This is a genomic window from Dactylosporangium sp. NPDC006015 (assembly GCF_040614215.1).
Classification (GTDB): domain Bacteria; phylum Actinomycetota; class Actinomycetes; order Mycobacteriales; family Micromonosporaceae; genus Dactylosporangium; species Dactylosporangium maewongense.
This window is the reverse complement of record NZ_JBEXUD010000007.1, coordinates 180,839-198,225: the sequence shown is the minus strand read 5'-3', so window position 1 is coordinate 198,225 and position 17,387 is coordinate 180,839. Positions and strand designations below refer to the sequence as shown.

At 73.1% G+C, this 17,387-nt stretch carries 15 protein-coding genes; 7 read left to right on the top strand and 8 right to left on the bottom strand.

The window, feature by feature from the left end:
* Positions 1-198: 198 nt before the first annotated feature.
* The gene (locus ABZ321_RS15045; RefSeq protein WP_354891251.1) at positions 199-1,809 is read right to left on the bottom strand and encodes a glycosyltransferase; all 1,611 of its coding nucleotides are present in this window, start codon (positions 1,807-1,809) and stop codon (positions 199-201) included.
* Positions 1,806-2,951, bottom strand: a complete 1,146-nt coding sequence (locus ABZ321_RS15040; protein ID WP_354891250.1) for a glycosyltransferase family 4 protein — start codon at positions 2,949-2,951, stop codon at positions 1,806-1,808. The genes ABZ321_RS15045 and ABZ321_RS15040 overlap by 4 nt, the downstream gene beginning before the upstream one ends.
* 399 nt (positions 2,952-3,350) lie before the next feature.
* Between ABZ321_RS15040 and ABZ321_RS15035 the strand changes: the two genes are divergently transcribed.
* From ABZ321_RS15035 to ABZ321_RS15020, 4 genes are all read left to right on the top strand, one after another.
* Positions 3,351-4,709 carry a DUF1996 domain-containing protein gene (locus ABZ321_RS15035; protein ID WP_344506070.1) on the top strand — a complete coding sequence of 453 codons (1,359 nt, stop codon included), beginning with the start codon at positions 3,351-3,353 and terminating at the stop codon, positions 4,707-4,709.
* Positions 4,710-4,800: 91 nt separating this feature from the next.
* Entirely contained in the window at positions 4,801-5,961 is a 1,161-nt protein-coding gene (locus ABZ321_RS15030) for a histidine kinase (protein ID WP_354891249.1), read from the top strand.
* On the top strand, positions 5,958-6,605 hold the full coding sequence (locus tag ABZ321_RS15025) for a response regulator transcription factor (protein ID WP_354891248.1): 648 nt from the start codon (positions 5,958-5,960) through the stop codon (positions 6,603-6,605). The genes ABZ321_RS15030 and ABZ321_RS15025 overlap by 4 nt, the downstream gene beginning before the upstream one ends.
* 161 nt (positions 6,606-6,766) lie before the next feature.
* Positions 6,767-7,435, top strand: coding sequence for a hypothetical protein (locus ABZ321_RS15020; protein WP_354891247.1), 669 nt, complete (start codon positions 6,767-6,769; stop codon positions 7,433-7,435).
* Between the two features lie 867 nt (positions 7,436-8,302).
* On the opposite strand, the gene ABZ321_RS15015 is transcribed toward ABZ321_RS15020, so the two are convergent.
* The 3 genes from ABZ321_RS15015 to ABZ321_RS15005 form a co-directional block, all read right to left on the bottom strand.
* Entirely contained in the window at positions 8,303-9,667 is a 1,365-nt protein-coding gene (locus ABZ321_RS15015) for a DUF1996 domain-containing protein (RefSeq protein WP_344506066.1), read from the bottom strand.
* Between the two features lie 114 nt (positions 9,668-9,781).
* Positions 9,782-10,429, bottom strand: a complete 648-nt coding sequence (locus tag ABZ321_RS15010; RefSeq protein WP_354891246.1) for a response regulator transcription factor — start codon at positions 10,427-10,429, stop codon at positions 9,782-9,784.
* Between the two features lie 11 nt (positions 10,430-10,440).
* Entirely contained in the window at positions 10,441-11,661 is a 1,221-nt protein-coding gene (locus ABZ321_RS15005) for a sensor domain-containing protein (protein WP_354891245.1), read from the bottom strand.
* Between the two features lie 87 nt (positions 11,662-11,748).
* Between ABZ321_RS15005 and ABZ321_RS15000 the strand changes: the two genes are divergently transcribed.
* From ABZ321_RS15000 to ABZ321_RS14990, 3 genes are all read left to right on the top strand, one after another.
* Positions 11,749-12,453, top strand: coding sequence for a YafY family protein (locus tag ABZ321_RS15000; protein ID WP_344506064.1), 705 nt, complete (start codon positions 11,749-11,751; stop codon positions 12,451-12,453).
* 1,345 nt (positions 12,454-13,798) lie between these two features.
* Positions 13,799-14,137, top strand: a complete 339-nt coding sequence (locus tag ABZ321_RS14995) for a VOC family protein (protein WP_344506063.1) — start codon at positions 13,799-13,801, stop codon at positions 14,135-14,137.
* A 124-nt stretch (positions 14,138-14,261) separates the two neighbouring features.
* On the top strand, positions 14,262-15,641 hold the full coding sequence (locus ABZ321_RS14990) for a UDP-glucose/GDP-mannose dehydrogenase family protein (protein ID WP_344506062.1): 1,380 nt from the start codon (positions 14,262-14,264) through the stop codon (positions 15,639-15,641).
* Between the two features lie 48 nt (positions 15,642-15,689).
* Here the strand turns inward: ABZ321_RS14990 and ABZ321_RS14985 are convergent, their stop codons facing one another.
* The 3 genes from ABZ321_RS14985 to ABZ321_RS14975 form a co-directional block, all read right to left on the bottom strand.
* Positions 15,690-16,247, bottom strand: a complete 558-nt coding sequence (locus ABZ321_RS14985; RefSeq protein ID WP_344506061.1) for an RICIN domain-containing protein — start codon at positions 16,245-16,247, stop codon at positions 15,690-15,692.
* 177 nt (positions 16,248-16,424) lie between these two features.
* Complete coding sequence (locus tag ABZ321_RS14980; RefSeq protein ID WP_354891244.1) at positions 16,425-16,952, bottom strand: hypothetical protein; 528 nt, start codon at positions 16,950-16,952, stop codon at positions 16,425-16,427.
* A 2-nt stretch (positions 16,953-16,954) separates the two neighbouring features.
* Complete coding sequence (locus ABZ321_RS14975) at positions 16,955-17,380, bottom strand: YbaB/EbfC family nucleoid-associated protein (protein WP_344506059.1); 426 nt, start codon at positions 17,378-17,380, stop codon at positions 16,955-16,957.
* Between the last annotated feature and the right edge of the window lie 7 nt (positions 17,381-17,387).

Sequence of the window (17,387 nt, the reverse complement as noted above, 5' to 3'; positions counted from 1 at the left end):
CCGCAACGGTACGGCGGCCCGTCACGGCGCTGGACGGACAACACCCCGGTTCACAGCTCTCCGCCTACACATACGCTGATCAATGCCCGGGTTTGTGGCTTCTGCTCCCTGAACGCCGCAGCCCGTGGTGCGGACATTGATCGCTCCTGGCGTCAGTCGTGCCCGGTGTCAGCAGGGCATGATGCCAGCCGCACGGGATCAGTCGCGCTCGGCGTCGGCGAGGTCGCTCTCGCGCGGAACGCCCGGGTCGGCGCCGCCCGATTCGGCAGACACGGCACCGGCGGCCATCACATCGGACGCCGCGCCGGAAGCCGGGTCAGACCCATCGGCTGAGTCGTGTATCGCGCCGGCCGCGGGTGCCGGTCCGTCGGCAGGGACGGCTCGGGCGGCAGCGGTATCAGCCCCCTGCGCCGGGACGGCTGCCCGGCAGACGTCGACATCGCCCACCACCCGGACGGCGGCATCACCGACCGCCGGGACGTCGGCGCCGCCCACCACCCGGACGGCGGCATCACCGCCCGCCCGAACCGCGACATCGCCCACCGGCCGGACGTCGGCGTCGACGGCCATCTCGGCGCCGGTATCACCCACGGCCCGGACGTCGGTGTCGCCCACCGCCTCGACAGAGGCGGCGTTCTGGTCGGCGATGTCGTCGGGCGCCGGCTTCGAGACGGCGGCACACGGCGAGACCTGGTCGGCGGGGCCGGGCTGCGACGGGACGGTTGGCGTAGCGCTGACGGCGGCGGGCGTGGTGCCGGCGCCGGCGTGGCCGTCGACGCCGACGGCGGACTGCAGGGCGGCCGCCTCGCCGCGCCACGGGCGGCCGAGGCGGGCGTGGCGGTGGCGGTCGGCGGCGCGGGCGGCGCGGTAGAGCCGGACGTACAGCGCGGGGGCCGCCCTGATGAGCAGCACCGCCGCGGCGAGGACCACCTGCCGGTGCCGGAGCGCGGCCCAGGCGTCGCGGGGGCGCAGGCCACGGCGGGCGGCGCCGACCGCGTCCCAGGCGTCGGCGGACAGCTCCCCCGCCGACGAGCGGGCCGCGGCGCCCGCGACCGCCAGGGCGCCGGCCCGGAGGCGGAAGTGCTGCCGGGCGGCGGGCGAGCCGGAGCCGTCGAGGACGAACAGGGCCTCGTCGACGGCGGCGGCGCGCTCGGCGGTGCGCGGGTTGAAGCGGGACACGGGGCGGCTCAGGTGGAAGTACGCGGGGCCGGCGACGAACGCGACCGTCCGCGCCCGCAGCAGCAGCCAGGCCATGACGGCGACGTCCTCGTGGCGCGGCCCGTGCGGGAAGGTGAGCCCGTCGAGCAGGTCCCGGCGGACGAGCTTGTTCGTCACGCCGGAGCGGATGCGGCGGAAGAGGAACTCCTCGACGGCCTGCTGGCCGGTCCACATGGTGGCGGTGTCGCGGGACGGCAGCGGCGGGCCGGTGACGCCGTCCTCGGTGACGGGCACCGTGCCGGCCACGACGATGTCAGCACGGTCCTCGTCGCCGAGCACGGCGAGCACGGCCGACGTGAGCGAGGCGAGCAGCTCCGGGTCGACCCAGTCGTCGCCGCCGACGAACCAGACGTACTCGCCTGTCGCGGCGGCCAGTCCCGTGTTGCGGGCCGCGGCCAGCCCGCGCGGGGTGTCGTGCCGCAGGACCCGCACCGGGAACGGCGCGTCGGCGGGCACCGGCCCCAGCTCGTCGGTGTCGTCGACGACGACCAGGTCGACGGTGACGCCGTCGGGCACCCGGGTCGCGAGCAGTGAAGGCAGGGCGCGAGCGGTCCTGCAGACGGGCATGATGACGCTGACCGTGACACTCATCGCCTGGTCACCTCCACTTCGGTCAACGATCCAGCCGCGGGGTGCGACGCGCGCGGGACCGGGGCGGGGATCGCGCCCAGGGCGGTGGCGTAGGCGTCCGCGAGCGCGGCGGCCTGCGCCTGGGGCGTGTGCCGGGCGGCGAACGCCTCCTGCAGCCGCGGCCGCGACGGTCGCCCGGTGGCGAGGACGGTGGCGAGCTCGGCGGCGACGGCCTCGGCGGTGCCGAGGTCCGGGTCGAGGCCGAGGGAGTCCAGGGCGGGGATGCTGCGGGCGACGAGCGGCAGCCCGGCCGCGGCCGCCTCCAGCAGCGGCAGCGGGCAGCCGTCCCAGGCGGCCGTGTGCAGGTACGCGTCGGCGGCGGCGAGATGGTTGCGCACCTCCGCCGGCGACCGCCAGCCGGTGACCCGGACGCCGGCGGCGCGCAGGGCGGCCTCGCCGCGTGGGTCGCCGCCGCCGACCCACGTCCAGGTGACCCCCGGCGGGTCGGGCAGCAGGGCCTTGACCCGCAGGAGGAACTCGAAGTCCTTCTGCGCGCCGACCCGGCCGACGGTGACGACCGACCCCACGTGCCGGGTGCGGTCCGGGCGGGCGGTGCGGGCGCGGGTCGTGTTGGGCACGACGACGGCGGGGATGCCGAGCTCGGTGGCGAGGCCGGCCTCGCGCGGGCTGACGCAGACGGCGAGGTCGGTCGAGGCGGCGACGGCCCGCTCCGCGCCGCGCAGCAGGCGCAGCGCGACGGCCGGCAGGTCGGTGCGTTCGAAGCCGAAGCAGTGCGGCGTGTAGAGGATCGCGGGCCCGGTCGCGGACCGGGCGACCGCCGGGATCACGGTGCGCCCGACGAGGCCGGCCCGGCCGCCGTGCAGGTGCACGATGCGGGGCGCGACGGCGGGCAGGGTCTCGCGCAGCGCCCGGCCGAGCGAGAGCAGACCCCCGCCGGCGTCGCGGCTGCCGCCGAACAGGTCCTCGAACCGGACCGGCAGGTCGGGGGCCGCCGTGCGGGCGCGGCCTCCGCCGGCCCTGCCGCGGAAGAGCAGGTGGTGCTCGAACTGGGGCGTGGAGCGGACGAACTCGACGATCGCGGCGGCCGTGCCGCCGTTCATCGACTCGGTGACGTGCAGGATCCGCGGGGTCTCTCGCCGCATGGCAACCTCCCGTTCAGCCGTGCACGGAGAGTATCAGTCAAACCACGCTATGTAGGCGCAAATCGGGCACGCCACACGATCGACCGGAGAGCGCTCTCCACTCGCGCCTTAAGTTCCGCTGAGCTGTGCCCGGAATGTGCGCTTTCGCACCCGCCGAGCGTCGCCACGTATTGACGGACCGGCCACACGGGCGCAACATTTGGGAGAGCGCTCTCCAACGGGCGCTTCCCCGCCACCGGTACCACCGCCGGCACCGGCGACGCGCGCGACCGCCTCACGCGCGTCAGGCACCACCGGACCGGCGACGGCGCCCGCCCACACCCTGGGAGCTCGATGAGTACACGACCGAGTACGAGACGGCTCAGAAGAATCCTGGCCCCCATCGGGGTCACCACCGCGGTGGTCGCATCGATGGTCGTCGGCGCGTTCCAGCTGACCGCCGCCGACGCCGCCGACGCCACCCTGCTCTCGCTCAACAAGCCCTCGCTCGCCTCCTCGCAGGAGCTCGGTGAGTCGCCGCCGGCCGGCGCGTTCGACAACAACCCGAGCACCCGCTGGGGCAGCCAGTGGAGCGACCCGCAGTGGCTGCGCGTCGACCTCGGCGCCACCGCCACCATCACGCAGGTCGTCCTGCAGTGGGAGAACGCCTACGGCAAGGCGTTCCAGATCCAGACCTCGCCCGACGGCAACGCCTGGACGAGCATCTACAGCACCACCACCGGCACCGGCGGCACGCAGACGCTCAACGTCAACGGCTCCGGCCGCTACGTGCGGATGTACGGCACGCAGCGCGGCACCGGCTACGGCTACTCGCTGTGGGAGTTCAAGGTCTACGGCACGTCCACCGGCACCCCGCCGCCGACCAGCGGCCCCGGCTGGGTCGACGCGCCCAACCCGGTCACCGGCGTGACCCCGTCGACGGCGACCCCGCCGGCGACGAACCCGCCGACGACGCACCACGAGTTCCAGGCCAACTGCGAGGTGAGCCGCAGCAACCTCAACGACGACCCGATCGTGTTCTTCGGCCTGCCGGGCGCGTCGCACTCGCACACGTTCATGGGCAACAGGACCACCAACGCCAACACGACCCTGTCGTCGCTGCAGGCCGGCACCACCGCCTGCATCACGCCGGGCGACAAGACCGCGTACTGGATGCCGACCCTGCTCAACAACGGCGTCGCCGTGCAGCCCGTCGGCCGCCAGGTCATCTACTACAAGAGCGGCGTCCTCGACTGGCGCAGCGTCCGGCCGATGCCGGCCGGTCTGCGGTACGTCGTAGGCAGCCCGTCCTCCACGCTCGACCAGTTCAAGAACCACCCGGGCGCGGTCGAGGGCTTCGAGTGCGGTGACCTGACCCGTCAGTGGGACATCCCCGCCAACTGTGTCGCGGGCAGCCAGCTCAACGTCCGGTTCCAGGCCCCCAGCTGCTGGGACGGCCTGCACCTGGACTCGCCCGACCACAAGGCGCACATGGCCTACCCGGTCGTGGGTGTCTGCCCGTCGTCGCACCCGGTCGCCGTCAACATGATCGAGTTCAAGATGGCGTGGCCGGTCAGCGGCAACATGGCGAACGTGGCGTTCTCCAGCGGCCGCGGCTACTCGTTCCACTACGACGTGTACAACGCCTGGGACCCGCCGACCCTGGCCGCACTGACCACCCACTGCATCAACGGTGGTCTGCAGTGCAACCCGCGCGGCTTCGACCAGTACAAGCCGGAGCGCGGCGCGGCGCTCAACGAGAACTACATGCTGCCGTAACGCACGAACACCGGTCGGCGCCCCGTTCCGTCATGGCGGGGCGCCGATCGCTGTCTATGTGACCAGCGCCGGAACGCGTAGAGTCCCGGCCGTGGGGCAGCATGTCGACAGGGTCGTGGCACCGGCCGCCCTGGGACGTGCGGTGCTGCTCGCCCGGGCCGCCGCCACGCTCACCGCCGGCGCCGTCGGGGTCCGCCTCGTCGCCGACCCCCGCCCGCTCCTCGCGGCCCTGGCCGTCGTCGCCGGCACCACCGCCGCCGGGCTCGCCGTGCTCTCCCGCCACCCGCACGTCGCGGGCCACCCGGTCCCCGTCCTCGCCGCCGACGCGCTCGCGGTCGCCGGGGTGCTCGCCCTCGACGGCGGCGGGGTCGCCTTCCACTGCGGCGCCGTCGGCGCGTCCGCCCTCGCCGGGGTCCTCGCCGGCATGCGCGCGCTGCCGCTCGCCGCCGGCTACACCGCGCTCGGCTACACCGTGGCCGCCACGGTCCTGCCCGCCGGCGCCGACCCGGAGCTCGCCGGCTTCATGCTCACGTTCCCGATCGGCTGCGTCCTCGCCACCGCCGGCGCCGCCGTCGCGACCGCCGCCCTGCGCCGCCACATGGAGCTGTCGGTGCGGGTCGTCGCCTCGGCACAACGTACCGCCGCCGCGTCGGAACGCGCCCGCCTCGCCCGGGAACTGCACGACTCCGTCACCAAGACACTGCGCGGGGTGAGCTTCGCCGCGCTCGCACTGCCCCAGTCCCTGCGCCGCCACCCAGACCTCGCCGAGCAACTCGCCGGCACCGTCTCCCGCGGCGCGGAGGCGGCCGCCCAGGAGGCCCGCGAGCTCGTCGACGGCCTGCGCCTGGACACCCTCGACGGCGACTTCGCCGGCACCGTCCAGGCGATCTGCCGGCGTTGGTCGCAGGTGTACGGCATCCCGGTGCGACTCGTCACCGCCCCGGTCGACCCGCCGGTCGCGGTCCGCTACGAGCTGTGCCGCATCCTCCAGGAGGCCCTGCAGAACGTCGCCCGGCACGCGTCGGCGGCCGGGACCACCGTCAGCCTGCACCAGGGCCGCCGGCACCTGCTCCTGCGCATCCACGACGACGGCCGCGGGTTCGGGCTGCCCGCCGACCTCTCCGAGCTGCGCACCGCACAGCACTTCGGGCTGATCGGCATGTACGAGCGGGCGAGCACCATCCAGGGGAGCCTGCACGTCGCGTCCGCCCCCGGCCGCGGCACGACCGTCGAGGTGACGGTGCCGGCATGATCGAGCTCCTGATCGTCGACGACAACCCAATCGTCCGGGCGGCGCTGCGGGGTTACCTGGACGGCCTCGACGGCGTCCGGGTCGTCGCCGAGGCCGCGGACGGGCGCGAGGCCGTCACGCAGGCACAGGCGCACCGCCCGGCCGTGACGCTCCTCGACCACCGGATGCCGGTCGCCGACGGGCTGTCCGCCCTCGCCGAGCTGAGCCGGCTCAGCGGCGTCCTCGTCATCACCAGCGACGCCGACCCCGACCTCATCGGGCGGATGCTGCGCGGCGGCGCCCGCGGGTACCTGGTGCACGGCGCGTTCGACCCCGACGAGCTGCGCCGGGCTGTGCTCGCCGTCGCCGCCGGGCACGGGTGGCTGTCCCCGGTCGCGGCGGCCGTCGCGACGGCGACCGTCCGGGCGCAGGCGTCGCGGGAGGAGCTGGCGGAGCGGCAGGAGGAGACGCTCGGCCGGTACCGGCTGACCCGCCGCGAACGGGACGTCCTGGACCTGCTCGCGGAAGGGCTGTCCAACGCGGCGATCGCGCACCGGCTGCTGCTGACCGAGAAGACGGTGAAGAACCACCTCCACCACATCTTCGCGAAGCTGCACGTCCGCGGCCGCATGGAGGCGGTCCTGCTGTGGACCGGCCGCCGATGACCGCCCCGTCCCCCGCGCCCGACCCGTCCTCTGCATCCGGTGCGCCCGCCGCTTCTGGTGCGCCCGCTGCTTCTGGGGCTGGCTTTGGAGCGGCCGCTGCATCCGGCGGGTCGTCTGCGCCCGGCGTGCGCTCCACGTCTGCGGCGGCCGCTGGGTCCCTTGTGGATGGTCCGCGGCGGGAGTGGGCACGGCGGGCCGGCTGGGTGGCCCTCGCCGCCGCGGTCGTCGCCACGGCGACGGTCGTGCCGCCGCTGGTGCTGCCGGACGGTCGCGGCCACCCGCCGGCCGCGACCGCCTCGACACCCCCGCCGGGCGGGCCTTCGCCGACGCCGGTCCCGACGACGCCGACCCTCACCACACCCGCCCCGACGACGCCGCTCTCGGCGCTGCCACGCACCTCGGCGCCTGCCCCGGGGGCCTCGCCACCCCGTACACCTGCCGCGTCCTCGACCTTCGCGGCGATCAGCCTGCACGCGGCCGACGCGGCCAACCTGCGCAACGGCGCCCGCGTCATCGAGTGCCCGACCTGCGTGGGCGGCAGCCGGGTCGGCTACATCGGCGGACCGAACACCCTCGCCATCCGGGTCACCGGCGTCACCGCGGCGGGCGAACGGACGATGACCGTCACGTACGAGACCGCCGAAACCCGCACGCTCCGCGTCGCCGTCAACGACGGCCCCACGCAGTCACTCACGCTGAGCGGCGCCGGCGACTGGCGCATCCCCGCCACCGTGACGCTCCGCGTGCACCTACCGGCCGGCACCAGCTGGATCCGGTTCTTCAACGACGAGGGCCCAGCCCCCGACGTCAACCAGATCCAGCTGCACTGACGACCCGCCGATGCCGCGCCCGCACCCACCCGGCGGGGTTGTGGACGTGCGCCCCCGCCGACCCCACCCCACCGAACCAGCACCGGACCAAGCCAGCACCAGCGTCCACCGGACCAGGCTCCCACTGACATCCACCGGACCAAGCTGCCGCCAGCGCCTCACCCCACCAGACCAAGCCGCCACCAGCGTCCAGCAGACCAAGCCAGCACCAGCGTCCACCGGACCAAGCTGCCGCCGGCACCCACCCCACAGGACCAAGCCGCCACCGCGTCCACCGGACCAAGCCACCACCGAACTCGCCGCCGCCTAACATCAACCACAACGGATCAGCGCTGACCGCCTCCTACACCACCAGCGCGGACATGACCTCCGCCGGACCAAGCCACCCCCAGCGTCCACCGGACCAAGCTGCCGCCGGCACCCACCCCACAGGACCGAGCCGCCACCGTGTCCACCAGACCAGGCCGCCACCAGCGTCCACCGGGAGGCCCGCCACTGGTGACCAACTCCACCGGACCGAGCCGCCACCGCGTCCAGCAGACCAAGCCACCACCAGCGTCCACCGGGACCAAGCCGCCACCGGCGACCACCCCGCCAGAACAGGCCGCCGCGCTGGCATCCACCCCACCGGACCAGGCGGCCGCTGGCGTCCAGCGGCTGCGACGAGCAGGTCGGACCCGTCGTCGGGCGGCACGGCCCGTCGTCGCGAGCCGGGCCGAGTCGTCGAGCCACCGGCGTGTGCCGGCCGGACGGCGCGGACGGCAGCGAGATCGGCCCGGCCGGCTGAGGCCCGCCCACCGGTGGGGAGTCGCCCGGCCACACACCGCGGCGAACGAACCACACCGGTGAGCGCTCACGGTCACGGCATCAGAACGTCCCGGCCGTGTTGCACTTGGCCTTCTGGACGACGCAGTTCTTCACCCGGTGGCCCTGTGCGGCGTTGTCCCAGGCGAGGAACGCGTCACCGTGGAACGACGACGCCATCCCCGACGACAGCGTGAACCCGTCGATCGACCCGGGCGTCGGGTAGGCGATGACGAACGACACCGACGGGATCGCCACCGGGAACGCGCCACCGCACTTGCCGTCGTACGTGTAGGCGACGTGCCCCTTGTGCGTCGGGCTGTCCAGGTGGACGCCGTCCCAGCAGTCCTGGAACACGAGCTGGAACAGCAGCGAGGCGCCCGGCGCGCACCGCGGCCAGTTGCCGTCGGCGCTGCGGCCGATCTCGCCGCCGGGGCCCGCGCAGTAGAACTGGTTGACGGTCCCGGCGGGGGTCGGCGCCTGCAGCTTCGCGTCGCCGGCGATCATCCGGAAACCCTGCGGGAACGGCACCGTCTTGCTGGAGTCCGTAAGCCTGGAGCCGTAGTACACGACGACGGCCTTCGGCTCGACCGGCTGGCCGTGCTCGTACAGCGTGGGCACCCAGTACGCGGAGAGGTCCGGCGCCGGCGCGCAACTGGTGCCGGCGTTGGCGAGCAGCGTGTCGGCGGTGCTGTTCGCGTCGGTGCTCCGGTTGCCGATGAAGCTGTGCATGTGCGACGCGCCCGGCAGGCCGGGGAAGACGATCGGGTCGTCCTTGCGGGAGTGGCTGTACGTGCAGGACGCGTTGAACTCCGGGACCCGGACGGCGCCGGCGGGCGCGGGGTCCATGGGCATCGCGTTGAACGCGGCGAGCTGCGCGCCCCACTTCGCCTGGTCGACGTCGACCCAGCCGGTCGCCGCCGGGCTGCTGCTGCTCGATGTGGCCGCGGTGAACGAGAACCAGTTGATGTTCACGAAGTCGCCGCCCGCGCCGCTGCGCAGGACCGCGAACACCGGCTGCGGGCCGGCGGTGGCGTGGGTGCCGGTCGCGGACAGCGTCGTCCACGCCTGCCAGCCGCCGGTCGCCGCGATCGGGAACTGCGCCAGCAGCGGCCCGGTCAGCGAACCCGTCCGCAGCTCGACGGTGCCGTTGCCGACGGCGGAGGCGACCCGGGCCGCGGCGGTGACGGTGCCGGCGGGGCCGAGATCGACGCCGTCGAACCGCATCCAGTCGCCGTTGGCGAGATACGCGACGTTCTGACCGCCGCCGGTGTCGACGGTGGTCTCCACCTGTACGCCGGACTGCGCGGCGAACGACTCGGCCTGCACGACGAGCGGGGTGGCGGCGTCGGCCATGTTGACGGCGGTGACGGTGACGGCGGCGAGCACGACGGCGATGACGCCGGCCGCGCGCCTGAGTCTTGACATGAGGCTCCTCCTGGCGGGGAAGGGGGATTGACCGCTTTCCACGCTAGGACCGGCACGACCGCGGCACCTGAGCCCGAAGACCCATTTTCGGGGTCCCAAATTTCGTTCTTTCGGTCAGGTGCGCAGGTACTTGAGAACGGCAAGGACGCGGCGGTGGCCGTCGTCGGGGCCGGGCAGGTCGAGCTTGGCGAAGATGTTGCCGATGTGCTTGGCGACGGCGGCGTCGCCGATGTGCAGCGCGCGGGCGATCCACGCGTTGGACCGGCCCTCCGCCATCAGCCCCAGCACCTCGCGCTCCCGCGGGGTGAGCCGTGCCAGGGGGTCGGCGGCGCGCTGCCGCGTCAGCAGCTGCCGCACCACATCCGGGTCGATGACGGTCTCGCCCGCCGCGACCCGCGCGACCGCGTCGGCGAACTCGGTGATGTCCCCGACACGGTCCTTCAGCAGGTATCCGACGCCGGCCCGTCCGGCGGGCGCGAGCAGCTCCGCGGCGTAGGCGGTCGCGGTGTACTGCGACAGCACCAGCACCGCCGGCTGCGGGTCGTCCTCCCGCAGCGTGAGCGCCGCGCGGAGACCCTCGTCTGTGTGCGTCGGCGGCATCCGTACATCGGTGATGACGAGATCCGGTCGGTGTTCCCGAGCGGCGTCGAGCAGCGCCTCGGCGTCACCGACGGCGGCCGCGACCGTGTGGCCGAACCGTTCGAGCAGGCTGGCGAGCCCCTCCCGCAGCAGCACCGCGTCGTCGGCGAGCACGATCTTCATGCCGGCCGACCTTAGGTCAGGCCGCACGGCAGGTCCACCCGCAGCGTCGTCGGACCTCCCGCCGGGCTGGTGACGGTGAACGTGCCGTCCATGACCGCGGTCCGGTCGGCGAGGCCGCGCAGCCCGGTGCCGGTGGCGGGGTCGGCGCCACCGCGGCCGTCATCGGTGACCGTCAACGTGAGGACGTACCGCGTGATCCGGCCGCTGACCGTGATCCTGGACGCGCCGGCGTGGCGGACCACGTTGGTCAGCGCCTCGCACACGACGAAGTACGCCGTGGTCTCCACCGCCGCCGACAGCCGCCGGTCCAGGGGCAGGTCGATGACGACGGGCACCTGGCAGCGTTCGGCGAGCTCCCCGACCGCGGCCGGCAGGCCCAGGTCCGTTAGCACCTGCGGGTGGATGCCGTGGATCAGCTCCCGGATCGACGCCAGGGCCTGCCGCGCCTGCCGTTGCGCGTCCTCGAGCAGGTGGGCCGCCTTGCCGTCGCCGACCTCCAGCCTCGCCAGCCCGAGCGTCATCGCGAGCAGCACCAGGTGCTGCTGGGCGCCGTCGTGCAGGTCCCGCTCGATCCTGCGGCGCTCCGCCTCGAACGCGTCGACCAGCCTTTTCTGCGACTGGGACAGCTCCTCGACCCTGCGATTGAGCTCGGCGTCGCGCGGCGCGAGCAGCCACCGGGCGAACGCGGCCTGCGTCGCGGCGACGGCGCTCAACGCGTACAGCCCGACCGCCGTCGCCGGCACCGCGAACGCCGTCGCCGCCAGTGCCTCCCCACGGGTGTCGACGACCAGGTCACCGAACTGGAACGGCACCCCCGCCTGCACGAACACCGGCGCCGCGGCCACGATCAGGCAGTCGACGAGCAGGCCGAGGCTGACCAGGTCGACGAGCAGCAGTACCGACGCCAGCGCCAGGACATAGATGAGCTCCCGCCACGTCGCACCCTCACCCAGCCGCGACCGGAACCACCCACCGAGCCCCGGCTTCGGCACCGGATGCGGGCTGGGCACCGGCACCCGGTCCAGGAGCCGCAGCCGCCGCCGCTCCAGCGCGCCGACCGGCAACCCCAGGAACACCACGGCCGGCGGGAACAGGATGCCGGCGATGAGCGCCATCAGCAGACCCACCGCGACGACGACGCTGCCCAACAGGTACAGCAGACACCGCAGCGGCCAGCCCGACAGCAGGAACCGGTGCGGTGCCCTCGCCATCGCCTGCCACACACCGCTCACGGCACCGACCATACGGACGTCACCGGCACCGTTCAGTAGACCTGGCTCCACCATTTTTTTGTCGTACCTGGTGGATAGTCTGGCGGCGTGAATCGGACGGATCGGTTGTATGCGCTGGTCGAGGAGCTGCGCGCGGTGGCGCCCCGCCCCCGCAGCGCCCGCTGGCTCGCCACCCGGTTCGAGGTCTCCACCCGCACCATCGAGCGCGACATCAGCGCCCTGCAGCAGTCCGGCGTCCCGATCTGGGTCTCCCTCGGCCGCACCGGCGGCTATGCCCTCGACCGCACCCACACCCTGCCCCCGCTCAACATGACCCCCGCCGAAGCGGTCGCGATCGCCGTGGCCCTGCACCGCCTCCACGGCACCCCCTTCCACGCCCCAGCCCGCACCGCCCTGCACAAGCTCCTCGCCGTCATGTCCCCCGCCGACGTCCATCGCGCCACCGAGCTCGCCGCCCGCATCCACCTCGTCGACGGCGCCGACCCCGGCCCGGCCCCCGTCTCCCCCGCGGTCGTCGAAGCCTTCACCACCGGCCGCGTCCTCGACATCGCCTATGCCGACCGCTTCGGCACCACCACCCGCCGCCACATCGAACCCGTCGGCTATCTCGGCGGCCCCACCGGCTGGTATCTGCTGGCCTGGTGCCGCCTCCGCGACGCGGTCCGCTCGTTCCGCGTCGACCGCATCCACGACGTCACCCCCACCCCCGAGCTCACCACCCCACGCCCGCTGCCACCCAACGCCCTCGACATCCCCGGCAAGCTCATCACCCGGATCGCCATCGCCGCCTGACCCACCTCCCGCCACACCCCCGACCGACCCTTCCCGGTCGCCACGCCTCTTCGGCGCCGGCCGATTCCAGGTCGTGGCATGGGCCGCGGTGGTGTTCGCCGTCCTCACACCGTGAAGCGCGTCGCCTGGTGCTTCTTCCACAACCAGCGCAACGCACTCCGCCCTGGTGGTTGCTGTCCGCGTACGGGTTCGCCGACCCGTCTGGTCGCAGGTCAGGCCAGCGCGGAGGTGGGGTTCTTCCCGCCAGGCCGGAGGCCGGGCGCCAGGTGGCGTGGTAACCCTCCGTGCCGTGGTCGCGGTGATGTTCCCCGGCCGCCGTCCTCGCATGGTCCAGCGCCGTCGAGGGCGTCGTTCGGTGCTTCCACACCGTCGTTGGCTTTCACAACCCACCCACATCCCACCGACCGGCGGAATCGCACCCTCTGCCGTGGTTCACATCAGCGAAGCGCACCCGGCTGCGGACTTGACCTCCGCCGTCGCGGCTGTCTCTGCGGGTCGGTCGTGGCCGTGGTCGGCATGATCGAAGTCGCTCGGTGGCTGCCCGGACGGCCAGGACCGTCCTTCGATCACGGTGGCGGTCTGCCCTCGTGGTCACCGTCCGCGCCGTGGTCGCAGTGATGTGCCCCGGTCGCCGTCCTCGCATTCCCCATGGGGCGGTCGGGGCCGCGGTTGGCGTGATCGAAGTCGCCGGGTGGCCGCCCGGGCAGCCAGGGCCGTCCTTCGATCACGGTGCTGGCCGGCCCTCGTGGGTGCCGTCCGTTCCATGGTCGCAGGGGCTGTCCCCGGCCGCCGTTCTCACATTCCCGTGGGGCGATCGGGGCCGTGGTTGGCGTGATCGAAGTCGCCGGGTGGCCGCCCGGGCAGCCAGGGCTGTCCTTCGATCACGGTGACGGTCAGCTCTCGTCGTCACCGACCGTGCCGCGGGCGCGGTGATGTGGCCCGGCCACCGTCCTCACAGTCCCTGCGGATTGGCCGTGGCCGTGGTTGGCGTGATCGAAGTCGCTCGGTGGCTGCCCGGGCGGCCAGGGCTGTCCTTCGATCACGGTGGCGGTCTGCCCTCGTGGTCGCCGTCCGCGCCGTGGTCGCAGTGATGTGGCCCGGCCGCCGTTCTCACATTCCCTGTGGGGCGGCCGGGGGCGTGATCGGCGTGATCGAAGTCGCGGGGTGGCTGTCTGGGCGGCCAGGGGTGTCCTTTGATCACGGTGGGGGTTCGGCTGGCGCCTCGCTGGTTGTGAGGTGAAGGGAAATGCCGACAGGACGGTGTCGTGGGAGGGGGTGAAGGTGGTGGGCAAGTGGCCGGGCGGGAGGACGTGCGGCTCCAGGACGACGGGGTTGAGGAGTGGGAATGAACGGCATCGGGTGGTTTCAGGTCGGGGTCAGTGACGCGGCGGTGGCGCGGCGGTTCTACGGGGAGTTGTTCGGGTGGACGTTCGGCGGGGACGGGGCGTATCAGATGATCACCACGCCGGACGAGAGGTCGGTCATGGGTGGGTTGGCGGTGGGGCAGCCGGGGCACGCGATCTTCTACGTCGTCGTCGAGGACGTGCCGGGGGTGTGTGAGCGGGTCGAGGCGGCCGGGGGCAAGGTGCTCGTGCCGCCGACGCAGACCGAGGACGGGCCGGTGTTCGCCAGCATCACCGATCCGGAGGGCAACCACTTCGGGATCTTCAAGCCGCGGGGGTAGCGCGGCCGCGACGCCGGCGGGGCACGCAGGGGGCCCCGCCGGCACGGTCCGGAAGCGGACTGAGCGGCCGAATTGTCCAATATGTGGAATCAGTCGCAGATGACGGCTGTGTATCATCGCCCGGGTGAAGGTATGCGTCGTGGGCACCGGTTACGTCGGCCTCACCACCGGCATCTGCCTGGCCTATCTCGGGCACGAGGTCACCTGCGTCGACCTCAGCCAGGAGAAGGTCGACCTGCTGCGGGCGGGGCGTTCGCCGATCTACGAGCCGTTCCTCGACGAGCTCATGCATGAGGCCGCGCACAACCTGACGTTCACCACCGACTACGCCGAGGGTGTCCCGGGCGCCGAGGTCGTGTTCGTCGCGGTGCAGACGCCGTCGCTGCCGGACGGGCAGCCCGACCTGCGGTTCCTGCGGATGGCCGCGGAGAGCATCGGCAAGACCATCGACGGCGAGTTCACCGTCGTGGTCAACAAGTCGACGGTGCCGATCGGCAGCGGGAACTGGGTCGAGTCGATCCTGCGGGAGTCGTTCGAGGGGTTCCACTCGCGGCGGGCCGCGGGCGAGTTCGCGGTGGCGTCCAACCCGGAGTTCCTGCGCGAGGGGTCGGCGATCCACGACACGCTGTTCCCGGACCGGATCGTCATCGGGTCGGACAACCCGCGCAGCCTCGACGTGCTCAACCGGCTCTACCGGGCGGTGCTCAACCAGTCGTTCACGGCGCCGACGTTCCTGCCGCGCCCCGAGGAGGTCGGCGCGGTCCCGCTCGTCTCGACGGACCTCGCTTCGGCGGAGCTCATCAAGTACGCGGCGAACGCGTTCCTCGCCCTGAAGATCAGCTACATCAACGAGATCGGCAAGCTGGCGAACAAGGTCGGCGCCGACATCAACCAGGTCGCGCGGGGCACCGGGCTCGACGCGCGGATCGGTTCGCGGTTCCTGCAGCCGGGCGTCGGCTGGGGCGGGTCGTGCTTCGGCAAGGACACCGCGGCGCTGATCGCGACCGCCGCCGAGTACAGCTACGACATGCCGATCGTGTCCGCCGCCCGGGAGGTCAACCAGCGCCAGCGTGAGGAGGCGGTCAACAAGCTCCTCGACGAGCTGCGCATCCTCAAGGGCCGCAAGATCGGCCTGCTCGGCCTGGCGTTCAAGCCCAACACCGACGACCTGCGCGACTCTCCCGCGATCGACATCGCCAAGCTGATGATCGCCCGGGGCGCCCGGGTCAAGCTGCACGACCCGGTCGCCGCCGAGCGGTTCCGGGCCGAGCAGCCGGAGCTCGCCGCGAGCCTCTGCGAGAGCGTCGACGAGGTCTTCGACGACAGCGACGCCGTCGTGCTCGTCACCGAGTGGCCGCAGTACCTGGAGCTCGACTGGGGCAAGTACGTCGGCCTCATGCGCACCCCCGTCGTCCTCGACGGCCGCAACGTGCTCGACCCGCAGCGGCTGAGCAGGCTCGGCTACACGTACCTCACCATCGCCGGACGACCCGTCGGCCTCTGAGGAGACGGGCGGCGGAAGAAGCCGCCGCCCGCCCGTACCACTCGGAAACTAGGCGAACCCGACGACCCAGCGCTGCGCGAGGGTGCCGTTGCAGCGGTAGATCTGCATCGCGAGGCCGGCGGCCGCCGACCCGCCGGGCACGTCGACGCAGTAGCCCGTGTCACGGAACCCGACCCGCGACTGGATCTGCACCACGTTCGGCAGCGTCGAGCCGGTGTTGAACTCCTCGTTGCTGATCGCCACGCACGTCCCCTGCAGCAGCCGCGCGTTGTTGAGCGCCCCGTCGAAGGCGTCGAAGCAGTACCCGCTGAGCTGGTTGAGGAAGCGGTACTTGGTGCCGCCGAGGCTGACCGTCTGCCAGCCCTGCGCGATGCTGCCCGCGACGCACGGCTGCTGCACGATCGCCGCGAACTCCGCGGTCGACGCCGGCTGGAGGCACATCCCGTTGCCGACGTTCTTGATCGGCCGGAACACGCCCGCCGCCAGCGGCGCCGCCTTCTCCGCCGGGGCGGCCGCCGCCGGTGCCCCGCTCAGCACCAGCGTCATCCCCATCAGCGCCACGGTGGCCGCGAGACCACCGAGCACCTTCCGCAAACTGAGCCGCATGTCCGCTCTGCTCCCTTCGACAGTCCTTCCCGGCGGAACCCCGCCGGCCTGCCGAAAGCGTCGTCCCCGGCCCTGATCCGCCGTTGACGCGCCGCTGACGCGGCCCTGCAAAAGCTGACGCGCCCTGCAAAGCTGACGCGGCCCTGCAAAAGCTGACGCGCCCTGCAAAAAGGAAGGTCAGCGGGGTGGCGGCTGGTACTTGACGCCGAGGTGGGGACGGGCGACGGCCGCCACTGCGGTGTCGGCGCCGGGGTGCCAGCCGAGCCAGGCCTCGCGGCGGCCCTGGAGGCCGAGGCGTGGCGGGCGGGGCATCGGGACGGTGGTGCGCAGGTGGTACAGGTGGCCGCCGGCGGACGGGACGGCACGCAGCTCGTCGATGTCGAACCAGCCGATCGTCGCCTCGTGCCGGCCCGACCGCAGGACGACGCCCCGGTCGGTCAGGGTGGTCGTGCCCGTCAGCCAGCCGAGCTCGGCGGCGACCAGCAGCAGCGCCAGCGCGGCCCAGAGCACGGCGAGGACCGTCCAGCCCCAGCGCAGGCCGAACGTGAGCGCCGACAGGAACGCGGGCAGGTCGTGGTCGCGGCTGTCGATCACCGCAACGGCGACGCTGAACGCGGTCATGAGGACGAGGAACGCCAGCACGAGCAGGCTGACCCGGTGGCTGCGGTGCAGCGCCCGGGCCCGCCGCAGCACGACCGGGGACATGATCAGAATCCGCCCTGGCGGCGGAGCCGTTCGAGGGTCTCCATCGCCTCGTCGGCGGAGGCCTGGAAGCGCTGCTCGGCCTCGGCGACCAGCTTGCTGGGGTCGCCGGTACCGTCGACGACGCCCATCACGTCGTCGCCCAGGATCTCGCGCATGGCCTCCATCGTCTGGCGCCGCAGGTCCTCCAGGGCGCCCTGGGCGGCCCGGAGGGTCGCGTCGCCGAGGTCCTGCGCGGGGCTGCGCATCGCCCGCGGGTCGATGGTGATCCGGGAGAGCCCGGCGTCGCCGCGCGCCTCCGCGGTGACGAGGCCGTCGAGGGCCTCGCCACGGCCGACCATCGCCGCCGACCGGCGCTGGAAGTCCTCGACCTGCCGCATCTGCCGCAGCGACTCCTCGACCAGCCGGTCGGGGTCCATGTTCGGGTCCACGTGCTGT

Coding starts and splice junctions, on each gene's coding strand:
- ABZ321_RS14980 (WP_354891244.1), bottom strand. CDS start 16,952: ATGTCCCCGGTCGTGCTGCGGCGGGCCCGGGCGCTGCACCGCAGCCAC.
- ABZ321_RS15010 (WP_354891246.1), bottom strand. CDS start 10,429: ATGAAGATCGTGCTCGCCGACGACGCGGTGCTGCTGCGGGAGGGGCTC.
- ABZ321_RS15040 (WP_354891250.1), bottom strand. CDS start 2,951: ATGCGGCGAGAGACCCCGCGGATCCTGCACGTCACCGAGTCGATGAAC.
- ABZ321_RS15015 (WP_344506066.1), bottom strand. CDS start 9,667: ATGTCAAGACTCAGGCGCGCGGCCGGCGTCATCGCCGTCGTGCTCGCC.
- ABZ321_RS15045 (WP_354891251.1), bottom strand. CDS start 1,809: ATGAGTGTCACGGTCAGCGTCATCATGCCCGTCTGCAGGACCGCTCGC.
- ABZ321_RS14985 (WP_344506061.1), bottom strand. CDS start 16,247: ATGCGGCTCAGTTTGCGGAAGGTGCTCGGTGGTCTCGCGGCCACCGTG.
- ABZ321_RS15025 (WP_354891248.1), top strand. CDS start 5,958: ATGATCGAGCTCCTGATCGTCGACGACAACCCAATCGTCCGGGCGGCG.
- ABZ321_RS14995 (WP_344506063.1), top strand. CDS start 13,799: ATGAACGGCATCGGGTGGTTTCAGGTCGGGGTCAGTGACGCGGCGGTG.